The organism is Afifella marina DSM 2698, assembly GCF_900102695.1.
In the GTDB taxonomy this organism is placed as follows: domain Bacteria; phylum Pseudomonadota; class Alphaproteobacteria; order Rhizobiales; family Afifellaceae; genus Afifella; species Afifella marina.
The window spans coordinates 819,650-838,808 of sequence record NZ_FMVW01000001.1 but is presented as its reverse complement, the minus strand read 5'-3'; the positions used below and the strand labels follow the sequence as shown (position 1 = coordinate 838,808).

Below are 19,159 nucleotides of genomic sequence, written 5' to 3'. Positions count from 1 at the left end.
TCAGGGACGCGGCGGAAAGCGCGAGAAATCAGGCGCGCGCTTTTCGTTGAAGGCGTTGCGGCCTTCCTGGCCTTCATCGGTCATGTAGAAGAGCGCGGTCGCATTGCCGGCAAGCTCCTGCACACCCGACAGCCCGTCGGTGTCGGCGTTGAAGCCGGCCTTCAGGACACGCAGCGCGGTCGGCGACAGGCGCAGCATTTCTCGGCACCACGAAACGGTCTCCTCCTCCAGCCGGTCGAGCGGCACGACGGTGTTGACCATGCCCATCTCGAGCGCCTGTTGCGCATCGTACTGGCGGCAGAGGAACCAGATTTCCTTGGCCTTCTTCAGCCCCACCGTGCGCGCCATCAGCCCGGCGCCGAGGCCTGCATCGAAGGAACCAACGCGCGGGCCGGTCTGGCCGAAACGGGCGTTGTCGGCCGCGATCGTCAGGTCGCAGACGAGCTGCAGGACATTGCCGCCGCCGATCGCATAGCCCGCCACCATCGCCACAACAGGCTTCGGCAAGGTGCGGATCATGCGCTGCAGGTCGAGAGCATTGAGATGGTGAACGCCCGCCTGGTCCTTGTAGCCGCCATCGTCGCCGCGGATTTTTTGGTCGCCGCCGGCGCAGAAGGCATCCGGCCCGGCGCCGCACAGGATGATGACGCCGACTTCCTGGTCGAGACGCGCAAGATGCAGCGCCGTCATGATCTCTTCCAGCGTCTCCGGCCGGAAGGCGTTGCGCACATGCGGACGGTTGATGGTGATCTTGGCGATCCCGTCCGCCTTGTCGAAAAGGATGTCGGTGAAATCCTGCCCCGGCACCGTCTGCCAGGCGATCTTTGCGTCACTCATCGCGTTTGTCCTTGGGTCACGGGCGCCGCAGCGGCGGCGAAGAAAGTCTTGAAACGGGCGAGGCTCTTCTCGCGCCCGATGGTCGCGCGGATCACCGTCGTCCCGGGCCGATCGAGCGCCGCATTGACGGCCGCCATCGCCTCGTCGAGGCCGTCGACATCCTGTGCGGCGAGGCCGAAAGCGCGCGCTGCCGCCACATGGTCGAGCGATTGCGGCGTCAGCCAGCCGGTCTCGAATTCCGGCAGATCCGCCTGCGCCAGATGATCGAAGATGCCGCCGCCGCCATTGTCGAGAAGCAGGATCGCGAGCGGCAGATCGCGGCCGAGCGCGAGCGCCCCGAGATCGTGCAGGAAGGCGAGATCGCCGACGACCGCGACGCAGTTTTCGGAGATGGCGGAAATGCCGAAGGCCGTCGACAGATTGCCATCGATGCCGCTGACGCCGCGATTTCCGTAAACCCGCAGCTTCGATGCGCTGCGGCCAGCGAGCCAATCGGCGGCCCGCACGGCGAGCGAATTGCCGAGGAAAATCGCGGTCGACGGCGGCACAGCACGCACGAGCCGGCGCATCAGCGCGCCCTCGAAAACGCGGTCGCCGTCGCACACGGCATCCGCCGCCCGCATGGCCTCGCTGTCGAGGGCAACGATGTCAGCACGCCATTCCGGCGGCCCGGCGGGCGCATCGAGCCCCGCACAGACGAGCGCCACATCGGCGGTGACGACATGGCTCGCCGTCCCTGCCGGGTCCGCAAGCCGCGGCGTTTCGGAGACGACGATCTGCGGTTTCGTATGCGCTTTCTCCATCCAGGTGGAGACGGCTTTGGAGACGGGCGTGCCGCCGAACCGCAGGATCCAATCGGGCGTCGGCGCGGAACGCGCCACCTGATCGGGATGGGCAAGGATTTCCGGCTCCTGCGTGCCGAAGCGCAGACCGGAGAGAACGTCGGCGAAAACCGGCACGTCGAGCCGTCTCGCCAGGTCGAGAATCGCACGGCGCGCGGCGTCGCTCAGCGCTTCGCTGCCGCAGACGATGGCCCCGCGCCCTTTGCCGATGATGCCGGAGATGCGATTGAGGGTTTCGCCCGTCGGCTGCAAATGTGTCGGAAGCGTCAGCGGGATCGGCGCTCCGGCCGTTTCGTCCACAGCGATCGAGGCTGACGGGACGAGCGGCTCGCGCAACGGCACGTTGATGTGAACCGGGCCCGGAAGCGGGCCACGGCTCGCCGCCACCATCCTCGCGGCGAAATTCGCGAGCCAGCCCGTCTCGGCCTCAGCCGGCGGCAGCTGGAAGAACTTGCGCACATGGGTGCTGAAGAGCCCCGCCTGGTCCATCGTCTGATTGGCACCGCAATCCTGCAGCTCGGGCGGACGATCGGAGGAAAGAAGGATGAGTGGCACGCGGGCCATATCGGCCTCGACGACAGCCGGCAGCCAATTGGCGATCGCCGAACCGGATGTTGCCGCAAGCGCCACCGGCTCGCCGGAGGCCTTGGCGAGACCGAGCGCGAAGAAGGCGGCCGAACGCTCATCAACCACCATGCGCACACCGATTTCGGGATGACGCAAGGCGGCAAGCGTCAGCGGCGTCGAGCGTGAGCCCGGAGAGGCAACAAGCCGGCGCACGCCGGCTGCAGCAAGCCCGGATGCAAGGGCCGCAGCCCAGTGAAACGTCTGTTCGGCGGGTCCGTTCATTTGTCTGCGAAGAGATCCAACATGGTGGCAAGCTTCATTTCCGTCTCCATCCATTCGGCCGCCGGGTCCGACTGCGCCATGATGCCGGCACCGGCCCACAGGCTTGCCTCGCGCCCGGCAAAGAAAGCCGTGCGCAAAACGACGGCCGCCTCTCCGTCTCCGTCCGCGTCGATCCAACCGGCAACACCTGAATAGAGGCCGTCGCGCTCCTCGCCCAGCTCGTTCAGCCAGGCAAGTGCCGTTTCGCGGGGAAATCCCGAAACGGCCGGGGTCGGGTGAAGCCGTTCCGCCACGTCGAGAAGTCCGACACCCGGCTTCAGCCGCCCGGACAAGGGCGTCCACAGATGCGTGACGCGCGACAGATGCATAAAGCCCGGAGCCGACGGTCGCTCAAGCGTCTCGCAGAAATCCTCGAGGTCGGCTGCGATCGCATCGACGACGATGGCATGCTCGCTGCGCTCCTTGGCCGAGGCAAAGAGGGCCGATTCGGCGGCGTCATCGACCGGTGCCGCACCGGCATTGCGGGCCGTGCCGGCGAGCCCGTCGCTCAAGATGTCCCGGCCTTTCTTCACGGCCAGGCGTTCCGGGCTCGCGGCGACGACATGACCGCCGCCGTGGGGCAGCGAGAAGATGTTCGATCCCGCATTGTAAGCAGCGAGGCGGTCGACGAGACGATTGGGGTCGACCGGTTCTGCAAGCCGTAGGGCCAGACGGCGGGCAAGGACCGCCTTGTCGAAGCGGCCGTGGCGAATCGCGGCGCTGGTTTCGGCGACACGCGCCTTCCAGGTCGTCTCATCCGGCGTGGCCTCTGAGCCTTCGATGCGAGCCTCGCCACCCAGGCCGGCCGGCGAGAGAATGCTGTCGGCGAGCGTCAGCCAGTCGCCGGCGATCTCCTGCGGGGAGCGCCCATCATGGCCCGCGGACAAGATCACGCTCCAGGCGTCACCCTCGCGGCGAAAGAGGACGCGCGGCACAAAGAAGGAAAGGTCCTGCTTCGCCGTGGCTGGCGGCAGGGTGAAAAAAGCCAGCGGCAATGCGAAAGCACCACCGATGCGGCGCCAGACGCCTGCTTGAGACAACAGGCGGTCGAGCGCGTCACGCGAGCCTTCGACGGCTTTTCCGGCAGCATAGAAGGCACGGCCCGTCGGAGGAGACACCCACCGACAATCGCCCGAAAAGCCCTGACAGCGCGCAAGTGTGCTGCCCGGCAGATCGATCGCGAGGCTTATGACTTCGCCCGGCGCAAGCGTCGCCAGCGTCTCGCCCGAAGCAGCGATCGCCCTTTCCAGGAAACCGGGTATGCCGTTGTTATTAGCGTTCATGAGAGATGCTTACGCGGGCCTTCGGGCTCTTGTGGAGACGCAGAAAAGACGCGCCGCCTTGCCGGGGCCTTGCGGCCCAGCCGATCGACCTGCAGCGCCATGCTCCTTTTCCAGGCTCTCCCGTTCACTGCGCCTCTAGCGCGTTTGCCAGCGCATAGTCCACGGCCGCTTCGCAATGCAGCCGCGTCGTATTGAACATGGGAAAGTCCGGGCGATCCTTCTGGTCGATCAAAAGAAAGATCTCCGTGCAGCCGAGGATCAGGCCCTCTGCCCCCTCTTCGCGGGCCAGCCTTTCGGCAATCTCCAGATAACGGGCTTTCGATTGCGAACGGATTTCATCCTTGACGAGTTCGTCGAAGATGATGCGATCGATCTCAGCGCGCTCGGCCGCGCTCGGGACGACGATCTCCAGCCCGAATTTTTCCTCATAGCGGCAGCGGGCGTAATCCATTTCCATGATCGGCTTGGTGCCGAAGAGAGCAACGCGTTTCAGCCCTGCCTTGCGGATCGCCTCGCCCGTCGGATCGACGATGTGGATATAATCGATGTCGCGGGAAGCAAGGATCGCCTCCATCGGCTTATGCAGAGTGTTGGAGACGCCGACGATCACATCGGCGCCTGCGGCAATCAGCGCATCCACCTTCTTCGCCATATAGGCCTCCAGCGAGGTCCAATCGTCGGCATGCAGAAAGGCTTCGATATTGCCGAAATTCATGCCGACGATCACCGTCTCGGCGATGTCCCAACCGCCGAGACGTGCATTCACGATCTCATTGAGAAAGCGGTAGTAATGGCCGGTGGCGATGTTGCTGGAACCGCCCAGAACACCGATCGTCTTCTGAGCGAGCGGTCGTGTCGTCACGCTGCGTCCCCCGTCTTGCCTGTCCTTTCAGGACATAGCAGAGCCCGGGCGGCGCGCCCACCGGCTGCGGCAATCAGCGAACGTCTTGGACGACCTCGAAACCTTCGAACTGCGGATGCTCGATATAGAGAGGCTTGCGCTCGCCGGCGCCCGCATGGGCATTGCGGAAATGCTCAGACTTCGTCCAGTTCTCGAAATCTTCGTAGGAGCGCCAGACCGTGTGCGAGGCATAGAGCACGTGATCTTCCCGCTCCGGCCCCTTGAGGAGATGGAACTCGACGAAACCCGGCACCTTGGAAAGCTGCGAATCGCGGCTGCGCCAGACTTCGGCAAAATCCTCGGCCGATTCCGGCTTCACCTTGAAGCGGTTCATGGCGATGTACATTTTTCGCTGCTCCTATGGGATTGGTTCGGCCGATCGGGCTCGGCCAAAAGATGAGAACGATTTTCACCTTATAGCGGAAAGCCGTTGTCGCGCCAGGGGCAGCGCCGGTCACGCGGCGGGTTTCGCCCTTCCCTTCGGCGGCAACCCTCGCCGAGATACGCCCGCCCTCAGGCTGCGGCGCGCATCATGCGGATGGCTTCGACGATCTCGGAGAGGGAATCGATCACCTGGTCGGCCCCGAGCTCTTCCGGCGGCAGCTTGGTGTAACCATAGCTCATGACGAGGACCGGCAGGCCGGCCGCCCGCGCGGCCCCCACATCGGCCGGGCTGTCGCCGACCATCAGCGCGTCGTCGGTGCTGATCCCAAGCTGCTGCAGCGCCGCCAGAAGGACAGCGGGCTCCGGCTTCTTCGGCAAACCGCTGTCGCCGCCGATGACGGCGCCGAAACGTTCGGCAACGCCGAGACCTTCCAGGATGAGACGCGTCGCCTCGCCGGGCTTGTTGGTGACGACGGCGAGCGCGATGCCGCTTTCTTCAAGGCCCGCCAATGTTTCCACGGCGGTCGGGAAAAGCACCGTCTTCTCGGTTGCTCGCGGCTCGTAAAGCGCCAGGAAACGCGCGACCAGGCTCTCGAGCTCGATTTTGTCGAGTGTGCGCCCGCGCGCCTCAAAACCGCGCTCGACGAGCTTTTCGACGCCGTCGCCCACCATCTTGCGGACATTGTCTTCGCTGACGGCGGGGAGCCCCTCCTCGACGAGGAGATCGTTCAAGGCATCGGTCAGATCGGGAACGGAATCGACGAGCGTGCCGTCGAGATCGAAGATGATGGCCTTCGGCCAGGACGAGGCCATCAGGCGGCCTTCCATTTGATGGAGCAGCCCATCGAGGGGATCTGTTCCCTCGGCCCTTCGCCGGTTTGAGCGACCTTTTTCATCGCCTCGAAAAGCTCGCGCGGCGCATCCGACACCGCCTCTTTCCGGGATGCGTCGAGCCGGCCGCGAAACTGCAGCTCCAGGTCCTTGTTGAAGCCGAAGAAATCCGGCGTGCAGACGGCCTCCCAGGCGCGCGCCACCGACTGATCTTCGTCATGCAGATAGGGAAAGAAAAAGCCGTGCTCTTCGGCGAATGCCTGCATGTTCTCAAAGGAATCGTCGGGATAGGCCTCTGCATCGTTGGAGCAGATGGCGATCGTCTTGATGCCGTAGGCCTCAAGCTCCCTGGCGTCGCGCACGAAACGGTCGATCACGGCCTTCACATAGGGGCAGTGATTGCAGATGAAGGCGACGAGCGTGCCGTTCTCACCCGCGCAATCGGCGAGCGAATAGGTTTTGCCGTCAGTGCCCTTGAGGGTGAAATCCTTCGCCTTCCAGCCGAAATCGCAAATCGCGGCGGTTGCAGCCATGAAGCTCTCCTTGTCTGCGTCTCAGGCGGCCGCCTTCAGCGCCCCCTCCGCTGCCGTGCGAATGGCAGTGATGTTCTGACGATATGTTTCTTCGCTGCCGCCTTTAAAGACCGCGGAGCCCGCAACAAGCACATCGGCCCCGGCCGCGGCGAGCGCCGGCGCGGTCTCCGGAGAGACGCCGCCATCAATCTCGATGCGGATGTCGCGGTCGCCGATCATTTCCTTCACGCGGCGCGTCTTCTCGATGATCGCGGGAATGAAAGCCTGACCGCCGAAGCCGGGATTGACACTCATCAGAAGGATGAGGTCGAGCCGGTCGAGCACGTATTCGAGCGTCGTTTCCGGCGTCGAGGGATTGAGAGAGACGCCGGCCTTCTTGCCGAGCCCGCGGATCGCCTGCAGCGAGCGGTCGAGATGCGGTCCCGCCTCCTGATGCACGGTGATGTAATCGCAGCCGGCGGCGGCGAAAGCCTCCAGGAACGGGTCGGCCGGCTCGATCATCAAATGACAGTCGAAGACTTTTTGCGAGGAGCCGCGCAGCGCCTTGATGATGGGCGGACCGAAGGTGATGTTGGGCACGAAATGCCCGTCCATCACGTCGAGATGGATCCAGTCGGCGCCGGCGCGGTCGACGGCGGCCACTTCCTCGCCGAGCCTGGCGAAATCGGCGGAAAGGATCGACGGGGCAATCAAGATATCGTTCATGGCGGCTCTCCCTGTGCCCGCGCGGGCTATTTCGCTCACGCCCGTTCTTCGGCGCGTTCACTGTCCGTGGGAATGGAAAACACCCGGCTGACATTGATGTCCTCGGGGGAAATCATCTTCAGATCCTCCACCGTCACCGGGCCGGTCCCCGCCTCGAAGAGACGGTTCGCCTGGCGCAGACGCGCGCGGTCGAGGGCGTTTCTGACCGAGCGGGCATTGGCGAAGTGCGGCTGCTGACGGCGGCGGTCGATGTAGCGGATGAGCGTCTCGCGCGCATCGGGCGACAATTCGTAGTTCTGCTCGTTCAGCATCATCTCGGCGATCCTGAGGAGCTCCTCGTTGTTGTAATCTGGAAAATCGATGTGGTGCGCGATGCGCGAGCGAAAGCCCGGATTGCTCTCGAAGAACTTATCCATCTTGTCGGCGTAGCCGGCCAGAATGACGACCAGATCCTCGCGCTGATTTTCCATCACCTGGAGAAGGATTTCGATCGATTCCTGACCGTAATCGCGCTCGTTTTCCGGGCGGTAGAGGTAATAGGCCTCGTCGATGAAGAGGACGCCGCCCATCGCCTTCTTCAACACTTCCTTCGTCTTCGGCGCGGTGTGGCCGATATACTGGCCGACGAGGTCGTCGCGCGTGACGGAGACGAGATGACCCTTGCGGATATAGCCGAGCCTGTGAAGGAGGCTCGCCATTTTGAGCGCGACGGTCGTCTTGCCGGTACCCGGATTGCCGGTGAAGCTCATATGCAAGGTCGGCGCCTCATAGGCGAGGCCGAGCTGCTTGCGGGCGCGCTCCACCAGGAGGAGCGCTGCGGTTTCGCGAATGCGCTTTTTGACAGGCGCAAGGCCGACCAGGGTCTCATCGAGTTCACGCAGGACGTCGCCGACGCCCGATTCCTCGAATTCGCGCTGCAGATCCACCGAGGTGACCGGCGCAGCAGTTTCCGCCTCGGCGGGATTGGCATTCTCGGTTTTGACCTGGTCGTTCATCGCAGCATCCGCTCACAAACTCTGATCGGCGCCGCGCCCGAGGCGCGACGCCAGTTATTCGAATAGGGTCGCTTTAGTACCGCGCGCCTTCCGGCTTGTCGGACGCGTAGCCCCGGGTCGTGTAGCGGGTCATGCGACCGGCACACTCCTGCCGCTCCAGGCTGAAGCCCGGCTCTTCCGCAGGCCGATTGACGATGAAAGAGATCTTCACCGATTCCCAGCCGTGCGAGGAATCGAAGGCCGATAGGCGGATGTAACGGTCGCCATAGACCTTACGGCAATCGTTGAGCTCCATCATCACGCCCGCCGCATCCTCGATATCGAACATCGGGTGGCCCCACATGTCCCAATAGGTGTTGCGCGGATGCGGGTCGTCGGTGAACTCGATGTTCACCGCCCAGCCATTGTCGATGCAGTACTGCACCTGCTTGGTGATCTGCTCGTCCGTTAAATCGGGCAGAAACGAAAAGGTGCCTTGGGTAATGCGCATGGATGCGTTCTCCAAATAGTCTCGGTTCGGGCTCTAGGCGGCAGTCGCCGTCGGCACGAAGTCCGGCGTGTCGGTGGAGGCGTAGTTGAAGGTGACATCCTTCCAGGTCTCGAGCGCCTGCTGCAGCGGCTGGCAGGTTTTTGCCGCGGTCTGCAGGATCTCCGGACCCTCGTTGACGATGTCACGGCCTTCGTTGCGGGCGAGAACCATGGCTTCGAGCGCCACGCGGTTCGCCGTCGCGCCGGCCGCGATACCCATCGGATGGCCGATCGTGCCGCCACCGAACTGCATGACGCAATCCTCACCGAGCAGGTCGAGGAGCTGGTGCATCTGGCCGGCATGAATGCCGCCGGAGGCAACCGGCATCAGCTTGTTGAGCGAGGCCCAATCCTGGTCGAAGAAGATGCCGTTCTGCAGCGCCTGGGGATTAAACTCCTCGCGGCAGATGTCGTAATAGCCCTTCGTCGTGGCCGGATCGCCCTCGAGCTTGCCGACGACCGTACCCGCATGGATATGGTCGACACCGGCCAGCCGCATCCATTTGGCGATGACGCGGAAGGAAACGCCGTGCGTCTTCTGGCGCGTATAGGTCGAGTGACCGGCACGGTGGAGGTGCAAGATCATGTCGTTCTTGCGCGCCCATTTGGCCATGGACTGAATGGCCGTGTAGCCGATCACGAGGTCGATCATGACGATGCAGGAGCCGAGTTCCTTGGCGAATTCGGCACGCTCGTACATGTCTTCCATGGTGGCGGCGGTGATGTTGAGGTACGTGCCCTTCATCTCACCGGTCGCCGCCTGCGCCTTGTTGACCGCTTCCATGCAATAGAGGAAGCGCTCACGCCAATGCATGAAGGGCTGCGAGTTGATGTTCTCGTCGTCCTTGGTGAAGTCGAGACCGCCTTTCAGCGCCTCGTAGACGACGCGGCCGTAATTGCGGCCGGACAGGCCGAGCTTCGGCTTCACGGTGGCGCCGAGAAGCGGACGGCCAAACTTGTCGAGACGCTCGCGCTCCACAACGATGCCCGTCGCGGGACCCTGGAACGTCTTCACATACGCGACCGGCAGCCGCATGTCTTCCAGACGCAGGCCCTTCAAGGGCTTGAAGCCGAAGACGTTGCCGATGATCGACGCGGTCAGGTTGGCGATCGAGCCACCCTCGAAGAGGTCGAGATCATAGGCGATGTAGGCAAAATACTGGCCTTCGGCGCCCGGCACCGGATCGACGCGGTAGCATTTGGCGCGATACTTCTCCGCCGCCGTCAGACGGTCGGTCCAAACCACGGTCCAGGTCGCGGTGGAGCTTTCACCGGCAACGGCTGCAGACGCTTCGATCGGATCGACACCGTCCTGCGGGATCACCCGGAAGACGCAGATGATGTCGGTATCCTTCGGCTCGTAATCGGGCTCCCAATAGCCCATCTTCTTGTATTCCATGACGCCGGACTTGTAGCGGTCCTTGCCGGTGACGGTCTTGGATTCCGTATCCATCCCACTCCTCGCTTTCTCTCGTTGAAGCTGGCCGATTACTCGGCAGCCATGGCCATGTCGGTCTTCGGATCAAGCGCGCCGCTTTGGTAGCGCTTGGCCATCTCCTCGAGCGGGATGACCTTGATCTTGGAGGCGTTTCCGGCGGTGCCGAACCGTTCGAAACGATCGCGGCAGAGCTCGCGCATGGCCTCCATCGCCGGCTTGTTGAACTTGCGCGGATCAAATTCCGCCGGGTTTTCCTGCGCGATCTTGCGATACTGTCCGGTCATCGCCATGCGGCAGTCGGTGTCGATGTTGACCTTGCGGACGCCGTGGCGGATGCCGCGTTCGATCTCTTCCACCGGCACGCCGTAGGTCTGCGGCATCGCCCCGCCATAGGCATTGATGATGTCCTGCAATTCCTGCGGCACGGACGAAGAGCCGTGCATGACGAGATGCGTGTTCGGCAGGCGGCGATTGATCTCTTCGATCACATGCATGGCCAGAATCTCGCCGTCCGGCTTGCGGGTGAATTTGTAGGCGCCGTGGCTCGTGCCCATGGCGATCGCCAGCGCATCCACCTTCGTCGCCTTGACGAATTCCACCGCCTGATCCGGGTTAGTCAGAAGCTGCTCCTGGGAGAGCTTGCCTTCCGCGCCATGGCCGTCCTCGGCCTCGCCTTCGCCCGTTTCGAGCGATCCGAGCACGCCGAGTTCGCCTTCCACCGAGGCACCGACCCAATGCGCCATCTGCGCCACGCGGCTCGTGATGGCGACGTTGTACTCATAGGAGGCCGGCGTCTTGGCATCGGCCTCGAGCGAGCCGTCCATCATCACGGAGGTGAAGCCGTGCTGGATGGCCGTCAGGCAGGTGCCCTCGTTGTTGCCGTGGTCCTGATGGATGCAGATCGGGATGTTCGGATAGATCTCGACCAGGGCTTCCATCATCTTGGCGAGCATGATGTCGTTGGCATAGGCGCGGGCACCGCGGCTCGCCTGGATGATGACCGGCGCGTCGACGGACGAGGCCGCCTCCAGGATCGCCAGAGCCTGTTCCATGTTGTTGATGTTGAATGCGGGAACGCCGTAGCCGTTCTCGGCAGCGTGATCCAAAAGCTGACGCAGCGTGATGCGGGCCATTATTCGCTCTCCTTGCCAAGGTTGATGAAGGTCCGGGCCGCATCGACGATGGCGTCCGGGGTGATACCGAAATGCTCGTAGAGCTCTTGATAGGGCCCGCTCGCCCCAAAGCCCTGCATGCCGATGAAGATGCCGTCCGGGCCGAGCCAGCGATCCCAGCCATCGCGCACCGCAGCTTCGACACCGATCCGTGGCGCCGTGCCCAGAACCTTGGTCTGATAGGCTCGGTCCTGGGTCTTGAAGATGTCGAAGCACGGGGCAGAGACGACGGCTGCGGCGATGCCGTCGGCTGCAAGCTTCTCCGCCGCTTCGACCGCGATCGGCACTTCCGAGCCGGTGGCGATCAGGGTCACGTCGCGGTCGCCCTCCGGTTCGCGGAGCACATAGGCCCCCTTCGCCGACAGGTTCTCAGACACGTGCTCGGTGCGCAGCGTCGGCAGGCCCTGGCGCGTCAGGCACAGAACCGAAGGACCCGAAGCGTTTTCGATGGCGCACTGCCAGGCTTCCGCCGCTTCCACCGCATCGGCGGGACGGAAGACGTTGAGGTTCGGCATGGCACGCAGGGATTCCAGATGCTCGACCGGCTGGTGCGTCGGGCCATCCTCGCCGAGGCCGATGGAATCGTGGGTCATCACGTGGATGACGCGCACGCCCATCAGCGCCGCAAGACGGATCGCCGGGCGCGAATAATCGGCAAAGACCAGGAAGGTGCCGCCGAAGGGAACGAAGCCGCCATGCAGCGACATGCCGTTCATCGCGGCCGCCATGCCGTGCTCGCGGACGCCGTAATGCATGTAATTGCCGCTGAAATCGTCGGGCGTGACCGGCTGCTGCGCCGCGACACGCGTGCCGTTGGAGCCGGTGAGATCGGCCGAACCGCCGATCAATGACGGCAACAGCGGCACGAGCTCTTCCAAAACCTTCTGCGAGGATTGCCGCGTGGCGAGCTTCGGCTTCTCGGAGGAGAAGCGCTGCTTGATGCTCTCGATCGCGTCGCGCAATTCACTGCCCGTAAAGTCGAGCTCGAGCGCGGCGTGGAAGGCGTCGCGACGCTCTTTCGGAGCCTCCGCCAGACGCTTCTTCCAATCGTCATGCAGCGCGGTCCCGCGCTTGCCGGTCTCGCGCCAATCCTTCAGAACCTCTTCTGGGATGACGAAAGGCTCATGCGTCCAGCCAAGCTCCTCGCGGACGGCAGCGACCTCTTCGGCCCCGAGCGGCGAACCGTGCACGCCATGGGTGCCCTGCTTGTTGGGAGCGCCCCAGCCGATGATCGTGCGGCAGGCGATCAGCGAAGGACGATCGGTCTGGCGCTCGGCCTCGATCGCAGCCTCGACCGCCGCCATGTCGTGACCGTCGACGCGGCGCACCGACCAGCCGGCCGCCTCAAAACGCTTCAGCTGGTCGACGGAGGTCGCAAGCGATGTCGGCCCGTCGATGGAAATCTGATTGTCGTCGAAGAGGACGATCAGCTTCCTCAGCTTCAGATGGCCGGCGAGATCGATCGCTTCGTGGCTCACACCTTCCATGAGGCAGCCGTCACCGGCGATCGCGTAGGTGTAATGGTCGACGATCTCCTCACCGAAGCGCGCCGCCATCAGCCGTTCGGCGATCGCCATGCCGACCGAGGCACCAAGCCCCTGACCGAGCGGACCGGTCGTCACTTCGACACCCGCCAGATGGCCGTATTCCGGATGGCCGGCCGTGCGTGCGCCGAGCTGGCGGAAATTCCGCAGCTGGTCGATCGTCGCTTCCGGATATCCCGTCAGATACAGCAGCGAGTACAGAAGCATCGAGCCGTGGCCGGTCGACAGCACGAAGCGGTCGCGGTCCGGCCAGGCAGCGTCCTGCGGATCGAAACGCATGAACTTGCTGAAGAGGACGGTCGCCACATCGGCCATGCCCATGGGCATGCCCGGATGTCCCGATTTCGCCTTCTCCACCGCATCCATGGAGAGCGCGCGAATGGCGTTCGCCATCGGCTTGAGATCAGCGGCCTCAGCGTTCGTCGAAGCGGCCAGTACGGTCGTCTGCAAAGGGGCCATCAAGAAACCTTTCGTTTAGGAGACGCGGCGCTTTCGCTCGATGAGCTGCAAGATCAGCGGCGTCAAAATCAGCTGCATGGCGATATCGAGCTTGCCTCCAGGGACCACGATCGAGTTCGCCCGCGACATGAAGCTATCGTGGATCATCGACAGCAAATACGAAAAATCGATGCCACGCGGATCCGCAAAGCGGATCACCACCATGGATTCGTCTGCTGTCGGAATCCACCGTGCCACGAAGGGGTTGGAGGTGTCGACGATCGGCACGCGCTGAAAATTGATCGTCGTCTCGGTGAATTGCGGGCAGATGTAATGCACGTAATCCGGCATACGGCGCAGGATCGTGTCGGTGACCGCTTCCGTCGTATAGCCGCGCGTGGAACGATCGCGGTGGATCTTCTGAATCCACTCCAGATTGATGACCGGCACGACACCGATCTTCAGATCCGGATACTGGGCGATGTTGCAGTCGTCGGTGACGACGGCGCCGTGCAGACCCTCATAGAAGAGAAGGTCGGACTCGGCCGGGAACGGCTCCCAATCGGTGAACTCGCCCGGCGGGCAGCCGTAGCATTTGGCCTCGTCGTCATCGTGGACGTAATGACGGGTCTTGCCGGTGCCCTTGCGTCCGTATTCTTCGAACATCGCCTCCAGCTCGCCGAGGAGGTTCGCCTCCGGGCTGAAATGGCTGAAGGAATAGTCGCCCTCCGCCTTGTGGCGCTCCGTCTCTTCGCGCATCTCCACGCGATTGTAGCGGTGATAGGCGTCGCCTTCGATGAAAACGGCGTCGACCCCTTCCCGACGGAAAATCTGCTCGAAGGTCCGGCGCACGGAGGTGGTGCCTGCGCCGGACGAACCTGTGACTGAAATGATTGGGTGCTTAGCTGACATATCCTGGCCTCAGACGCGAAACAGGCCGCGATGGGTAAACAAGGGCGCGCGTTCGCCGATCAGGCTCGGCGCCTCGTGGTAACGAAGGATGCGCTCCACTTCCTTCTTCGAACCGAAGATGAAAGGCGTACGCTGGTGCAGGCTCGCCGGGATCTGATCGAGAATCGGAAAGCCGCCATCGGTGGCGAGGCCACCGGCCTGCTCGATCAACATGGCGATCGGATTGGCCTCGTAGACGAGCCTCAACCTTCCCTCGCCGTAGCCGCGGCGATTGTCGCGCGGATAAAGAAACACGCCGCCGCGCGCGATGATCCGATAGGTGTCGGCCACAAGCGAGGCGATCCAACGCATGTTGAAATCGCGAGCGCGCGGGCCTGCCGAGCCCTGCAGGCAGTCGTCGATATAGATGCGCACGGCTTCGTCCCAATGCCGGTAGTTCGACATGTTGATGGCGAACTCATTGGTGTTGGGAGAAATCAGCACCCCGTCGAGAATCTGCTGATAGCCGCCGATGCGGTGCGAATAGACGAAGACATGCGTGCCCTCGCCCACCGTCAGCACCATGGCGAGCTGCGGGCCGTAGATGAAGAAACCCGCGGCGAGCTGATTGCGTCCTGGCTGTGCGAAATCCGTGCCGACACCATCGGCCGCATTCGGCGCATGCGGCAGGATGGAAAAGATCGTGCCGATCGAGACGTTCGTGTCGATGTTGGAGGAGCCGTCGAGCGGATCGGTGGCGACGGCGAGAACGCCTTCGGGATTGAGAAGTATCGGCGAGCCGATCTCTTCCGACGCATAGGCGGCAACGGGGGCTTCCCGCATCTCGGCGAGGACGATCTCATCGGCACGCACATCCAGAAAGCGCTGACGGTCGCCATCGGCATTGGTGGAACCGCGTGCGGCGCCAATGTCGCCACCGAGCTGTCCCTGGGACACGACATCACGAATCTGTCGTGAGGCGCGGGCGAGAGCCCGGATCGTTTCCACCACCGCGAGACGCTGCGGATCTTCTGTGCTGCTATATGCTCTGAGAAATGCCTCGAGCGTGCTCAGGCCGGCCATATGCTGCCCTCCCCCCTGACCGAGGTTTCCCTGTCGGTCTTGATTGGGTGTGAGATACACCCTGGGGTGACTAAGTAAATTTAATTCTTGTAAGGCGCACAGTTAGGAATTCTAATGAGCGACATGGACTGGCTCACCCTCCGGCAGCTGCGCGCCGTCACAGAAATTGCACGACACGGAACAATCGCGAGTGCCGCCAAGGCCTTGGGACTGACGGGTCCGGCCGTCACGTTGACGCTGAAACAGATCGAATCCGCGCTGGGTCTGCCGCTTTTCGACCGCACCGCGCATGGCATGCGACTGACTGACGCTGGCGAGGCGGTGCGCAACACGGCGGCCGAGGTGGAGCGTTCGATTTTCCGGCTCTCCGACACCATCAACGAGGTCAAGGGTCTGGGCACCGGCGCCGTGCATGTGGGGGTCGTCTCGACGGCGAAATACTACGCACCGGCCCTCGTCGTCGGCTTCAAGCACGAGCATCCGATGATCGATGTGCGGCTGACCGTCGGCAATCGCCAAGAGGTGGTGCAGGCGCTCACAGATTTCGATGTCGATTGCGCCATCATGGGCCGTCCGCCCAAGACCGTGCCGGTGGAGGCGGCGGTGTTTGGCGACCATCCCCTCATCATGATCGCCTCGCCCGCCCACCGGTTGGCGGGTCAGATCGATCTCAGCCGCAACGAGCTTTCCGGCGAGACCCTGCTCGTGCGCGAGCCTGGCTCAGGCACCCGCACGTCGATGGAAATCTATCTCGGGGATCTTCTTGCCGATCCCTCCATCCATTTCGTGGAGTTCGGCAGCAACGAGACGATCAAGCAGGCCGTTATAGCCGGGCTCGGGATCGCCTTCCTGTCCGCGCACACCGTCGCCGTGGAGATCGCCGCCGGCCGTCTCGTCGCACTCGATATGGAAGGATTGCCGATCCGCAGACAATGGTTCGTCGTGCGCCGCGGCGACAAATCCGTCTCTCCGGGCGCCCGCGCCTTCCTGCAATTCGTCGTGCATGCCGGCACGCAATTCCTGCCGCATTTTCCAAAACTCTACGAAGAGGCAAGCGGCGAGTGACAAGACCTCAGGCGGGCAGCCCGCCGGTCTTTGCCAGGAAGTCGACGATCCGGTCGACGCCTTCATTGCGGGAGAGATCGGTGAAGACGAACGGTCTTCCCTCGCGCACCCGCTCCGCATCGCGGGCCATCACATCGAGGTCGGCGCCAACATAGGGTGCGAGATCGGTCTTGTTGATGATCAGAAGATCGGAACGGGTGATGGCGGGTCCGCCCTTGCGCGGGATCTTTTCGCCTTCCGCGACGCTGATCACGTACAGCGTCAAATCGGCGAGATCGGGCGAGAAAGTCGCCGCAAGATTGTCGCCGCCCGATTCGATGAAGACGAGATCAAGATCCGGGTGGCGGGCGTTGAGGTCGGCGATCGCGGCAAGGTTGATGGATGCATCCTCGCGGATCGCCGTATGCGGGCAACCGCCTGTCTCGACCCCGACGATCCGGTCTTCCGGCAAGGCCTGCAGCCGGTTGAGGATGAGCGCGTCTTCCTTCGTATAGATGTCGTTGGTGACGACGGCGAGCGAATGGCGCTCGCGCATCGCCTTGCAGAGCTTTTCGGCAAGCGTCGTCTTGCCGGAGCCCACCGGCCCGCCGATGCCGACGCGAAGGGGGCCGTGCGGCGAACGCTGCATCGCAGGAGCGGGCTCGGCGGTCATCGTCATGAGCGGAACAACCTCGTCTCCTGCACCTCGTGCTGCATCGAAGCGATATCGGAGAAAAACGTGGCGCTGCCAAGCTCGGCCAGATCTGCGGCGGCGGCCCAGGCGGCAGTTTGAACAGCGTCCCCATGCAGCCCCATGACAACCGCCAGCGCATCCGTCTGGCCGATCGGAACGCTCCTTTGCGCCGCCGAACAGAGATTGACGATGGCAGCCTGCAGGAAGCTCGCAACGGCGGTCAGAAGTCCAATGTCAAGATCGGCCGCTTCCGCCCCGATCGCGACCGGCCAGGGCCTTGCTGCGCCGCCCGTCGCCTCGGCGAAGGCACGCCCCTGCGCCATGGTTTCGAGATGCCTCTCCTGCGAAGGCGCCAGCGCCTCGGCAAGCTCGGCTATCTGGGAAAGCTCGGCCGCGTTGCCTGCCTTTCGGGCGCGGAAGGCTGCTGCGAAGAGAACGGCGTCTGCGCGAAACGAGCCGCAGAGCAAAAGAGCGTCGAGCCATGCCTTCAGGCTTTCGCGGTCATGCACCCAGCCGGCGGCGACAGCCCGCTCGAGCCCATGCGAATAGGCGAACGCCCCGACCGGGAATGCAGGAGACAGCCAATACTGGAGCGTCACCAGAGCAGCGGCCGCATTTTCGCTGCCGCTTTCGACCTCGCTCGCGCCCTCAGCCATGCGCCGCCTTGTCGACATCGTCAAAATCTCCAAGCGCCAGATAGTGGAGCTCGCGAACGATGCGAATCGTCGGCTTCATGGCAAAACAGATGGACCCGATGAGAAAGCACCAGATCGCCGGCGTTTCCAATTCTGGGTAGAAGAAAAGCCAGGAGCCGACGATGAAAAGCAGGGCTGCGCTCACATCCACAGTCGTGAAGGCGACTTCGTAGAGCGCGTAGAGAGTGCGGTGACGCTCGCTCTTCGTGTTGTTCCTAGGGTCGAAGAAAGCCATTCTGCCTCGGGGTCCGTACTGTTCATCCTGGCCCATGAGAATGGGGCGGCTCGTTGCCATGACCATGGCCGTGATTGTGCGGATCACCATAAGCGCCACCTTCCGGATCGAAAGCCTCCTCCACTTCGAAGGTTTCTCCGCCGAGCCTGCGGATCATCTCGGCGAGCACGTGATCGCGGCGAATGAGAAGACGCTCTTCCTCAAGAGCAGCCGGCGTGTGGCGATTGCCGAGATGCCAGGCGAGCCGCAAAAGCGTGCCGCGATCAGGCGCCCGCACCTCCAGAAGCGGTTCAGGCTTTGCCCGCACGTCGATGCGGCGTCCATCTTCGAGAACCAGCCGGTCGCCCTCGCGCAGGAGCCGCGCTTCGGGAAGGTCGAGCAGAAAGGTCAGCCCGGTTTCCGTCGTCATCACCAGACGGCGACGGTGACGCTCATCAGAGGTGAGACAGACGGTTTCGGTCATGCCTTCCAAGCGTGGACCTGCCTCTTCGACGGCCGTGGCGCGCGGCCAAGTTTGCGGGCTGCCGGACATCTGCTCGCTGTTCATCGGCTCGACACCGCCATTGAACCACCCGAGACGATCAGCGCCGAGCCGACGAAACGATTGAGCCACACGAAGATGCGCTCCGAGCGCAGCAAGCCTTTGAGGAGCGCACCAGCGGCCACATAAAGCGCGACGGCCACGATCTCCATGACGAGAAAGGCGCCGCCGAGCCGCGCAAGCTGCGACCAGGCCGGAAAGGCCGGATCGATAAACTGCGGGAAAAAGGCGGTGAAGACCGCGATCGCCTTCGGGTTGGTGATGGCAATGGTGAAGTCGCGGCGCATCAACGTCTTCAAACTGACTGCGGACGGATCGACCCGTGCCAGATGACGCGCATGGCGCAGGATCCTGACGCCGACATAGATGAGATAGGCGGCGCCCAGGAGCTTGATGACGACGAACGCTTCGGCGGCGGCCGACAGGATCGCGCCAAGGCCTGCGACGGTGACGCCGATCAAAATAGCGAAAGCCGGCATACGGCCGAGACCACCCAGAAGAGCGTAGAGCGGCCCGACCTTCGCAGCATTGGCGAAGGCCAGCATGTTGTTGGGACCGGGCGCGCAATTCACGGCAAAGCAGGCGGGAATGAAAAGACTCCAGGCGATCATCGCAAAGCTCTCAGGGCGTTCCGGATAAAACCCTAGAGAAAAAAAC

21 protein-coding genes are annotated in these 19,159 nt (G+C 63.4%); 1 reads left to right on the top strand and 20 read right to left on the bottom strand.

What is annotated here, in order from left to right; genetic code table 11:
• From menB to BLP76_RS03845, 15 genes are all read right to left on the bottom strand, one after another.
• Complete coding sequence (gene menB / locus BLP76_RS03915) at positions 1–837, bottom strand: 1,4-dihydroxy-2-naphthoyl-CoA synthase (RefSeq protein ID WP_092809694.1); 837 nt, start codon at positions 835–837, stop codon at positions 1–3.
• Positions 834–2,528, bottom strand: coding sequence for a 2-succinyl-5-enolpyruvyl-6-hydroxy-3-cyclohexene-1-carboxylic-acid synthase (menD, locus tag BLP76_RS03910; protein ID WP_170130388.1), 1,695 nt, complete (start codon positions 2,526–2,528; stop codon positions 834–836). The genes menB and menD overlap by 4 nt, the downstream gene beginning before the upstream one ends.
• Positions 2,525–3,850: an isochorismate synthase gene (locus BLP76_RS03905; protein ID WP_092809689.1), complete on the bottom strand. Its 1,326-nt coding sequence runs from the start codon at positions 3,848–3,850 to the stop codon at positions 2,525–2,527. Before BLP76_RS03905 ends, menD begins: the two co-directional genes overlap by 4 nt.
• Before the next feature lie 124 nt (positions 3,851–3,974).
• On the bottom strand, positions 3,975–4,712 hold the full coding sequence (locus tag BLP76_RS03900) for an aspartate/glutamate racemase family protein (protein ID WP_092809687.1): 738 nt from the start codon (positions 4,710–4,712) through the stop codon (positions 3,975–3,977).
• Between the two features lie 73 nt (positions 4,713–4,785).
• On the bottom strand, positions 4,786–5,097 hold the full coding sequence (hmuQ, locus tag BLP76_RS03895; protein WP_092809685.1) for a heme-degrading protein HmuQ: 312 nt from the start codon (positions 5,095–5,097) through the stop codon (positions 4,786–4,788).
• Between the two features lie 167 nt (positions 5,098–5,264).
• Positions 5,265–5,948 carry a phosphoglycolate phosphatase gene (gene gph / locus BLP76_RS03890; RefSeq protein ID WP_092810142.1) on the bottom strand — a complete coding sequence of 228 codons (684 nt, stop codon included), beginning with the start codon at positions 5,946–5,948 and terminating at the stop codon, positions 5,265–5,267.
• On the bottom strand, positions 5,948–6,499 hold the full coding sequence (locus tag BLP76_RS03885) for a thioredoxin family protein (RefSeq protein WP_092809683.1): 552 nt from the start codon (positions 6,497–6,499) through the stop codon (positions 5,948–5,950). Before BLP76_RS03885 ends, gph begins: the two co-directional genes overlap by 1 nt.
• 21 nt (positions 6,500–6,520) lie before the next feature.
• Positions 6,521–7,204 (bottom strand): ribulose-phosphate 3-epimerase, encoded by a 684-nt coding sequence (gene rpe, locus BLP76_RS03880; RefSeq protein WP_092809681.1) that lies wholly within the window; start codon positions 7,202–7,204, stop codon positions 6,521–6,523.
• Between the two features lie 35 nt (positions 7,205–7,239).
• The gene (gene cbbX / locus BLP76_RS03875) at positions 7,240–8,199 is read right to left on the bottom strand and encodes a CbbX protein (RefSeq protein WP_092809679.1); all 960 of its coding nucleotides are present in this window, start codon (positions 8,197–8,199) and stop codon (positions 7,240–7,242) included.
• 73 nt (positions 8,200–8,272) lie between these two features.
• Positions 8,273–8,689, bottom strand: a complete 417-nt coding sequence (locus tag BLP76_RS03870) for a ribulose bisphosphate carboxylase small subunit (RefSeq protein ID WP_092809677.1) — start codon at positions 8,687–8,689, stop codon at positions 8,273–8,275.
• A gap of 33 nt (positions 8,690–8,722) precedes the next feature.
• Positions 8,723–10,180 (bottom strand): form I ribulose bisphosphate carboxylase large subunit, encoded by a 1,458-nt coding sequence (locus BLP76_RS03865; protein WP_092809675.1) that lies wholly within the window; start codon positions 10,178–10,180, stop codon positions 8,723–8,725.
• 35 nt (positions 10,181–10,215) lie between these two features.
• On the bottom strand, positions 10,216–11,298 hold the full coding sequence (gene fba / locus BLP76_RS03860) for a class II fructose-bisphosphate aldolase (protein WP_092809673.1): 1,083 nt from the start codon (positions 11,296–11,298) through the stop codon (positions 10,216–10,218).
• Positions 11,298–13,340 (bottom strand): transketolase, encoded by a 2,043-nt coding sequence (tkt, locus tag BLP76_RS03855; protein WP_092809671.1) that lies wholly within the window; start codon positions 13,338–13,340, stop codon positions 11,298–11,300. Before tkt ends, fba begins: the two co-directional genes overlap by 1 nt.
• Before the next feature lie 15 nt (positions 13,341–13,355).
• Positions 13,356–14,231 (bottom strand): phosphoribulokinase, encoded by an 876-nt coding sequence (locus tag BLP76_RS03850; RefSeq protein ID WP_092809669.1) that lies wholly within the window; start codon positions 14,229–14,231, stop codon positions 13,356–13,358.
• Positions 14,232–14,240: 9 nt separating this feature from the next.
• Complete coding sequence (locus tag BLP76_RS03845; RefSeq protein ID WP_092809667.1) at positions 14,241–15,293, bottom strand: class 1 fructose-bisphosphatase; 1,053 nt, start codon at positions 15,291–15,293, stop codon at positions 14,241–14,243.
• 114 nt (positions 15,294–15,407) lie between these two features.
• Between BLP76_RS03845 and BLP76_RS03840 the strand changes: the two genes are divergently transcribed.
• Positions 15,408–16,358: a LysR substrate-binding domain-containing protein gene (locus BLP76_RS03840; protein WP_244514407.1), complete on the top strand. Its 951-nt coding sequence runs from the start codon at positions 15,408–15,410 to the stop codon at positions 16,356–16,358.
• 7 nt (positions 16,359–16,365) lie between these two features.
• On the opposite strand, the gene ureG is transcribed toward BLP76_RS03840, so the two are convergent.
• The 5 genes from ureG to BLP76_RS03815 all read right to left on the bottom strand — a co-directional run bounded on the left by ureG (position 16,366) and on the right by BLP76_RS03815 (position 19,113).
• On the bottom strand, positions 16,366–17,010 hold the full coding sequence (gene ureG / locus BLP76_RS03835) for an urease accessory protein UreG (RefSeq protein ID WP_244514427.1): 645 nt from the start codon (positions 17,008–17,010) through the stop codon (positions 16,366–16,368).
• A gap of 2 nt (positions 17,011–17,012) precedes the next feature.
• Positions 17,013–17,687: an urease accessory protein UreF gene (locus BLP76_RS03830; protein ID WP_092809665.1), complete on the bottom strand. Its 675-nt coding sequence runs from the start codon at positions 17,685–17,687 to the stop codon at positions 17,013–17,015.
• A complete protein-coding gene (locus BLP76_RS03825; protein WP_092809663.1) occupies positions 17,680–17,961 on the bottom strand; it encodes a YrhK family protein in 282 nt (93 codons plus the stop codon). The genes BLP76_RS03830 and BLP76_RS03825 overlap by 8 nt, the downstream gene beginning before the upstream one ends.
• A 22-nt stretch (positions 17,962–17,983) precedes the next feature.
• Positions 17,984–18,424 (bottom strand): urease accessory protein UreE, encoded by a 441-nt coding sequence (locus BLP76_RS03820; RefSeq protein ID WP_092810136.1) that lies wholly within the window; start codon positions 18,422–18,424, stop codon positions 17,984–17,986.
• Between the two features lie 80 nt (positions 18,425–18,504).
• Positions 18,505–19,113, bottom strand: a complete 609-nt coding sequence (locus tag BLP76_RS03815) for a LysE family translocator (RefSeq protein WP_092809661.1) — start codon at positions 19,111–19,113, stop codon at positions 18,505–18,507.
• Positions 19,114–19,159: the final 46 nt, after the last annotated feature.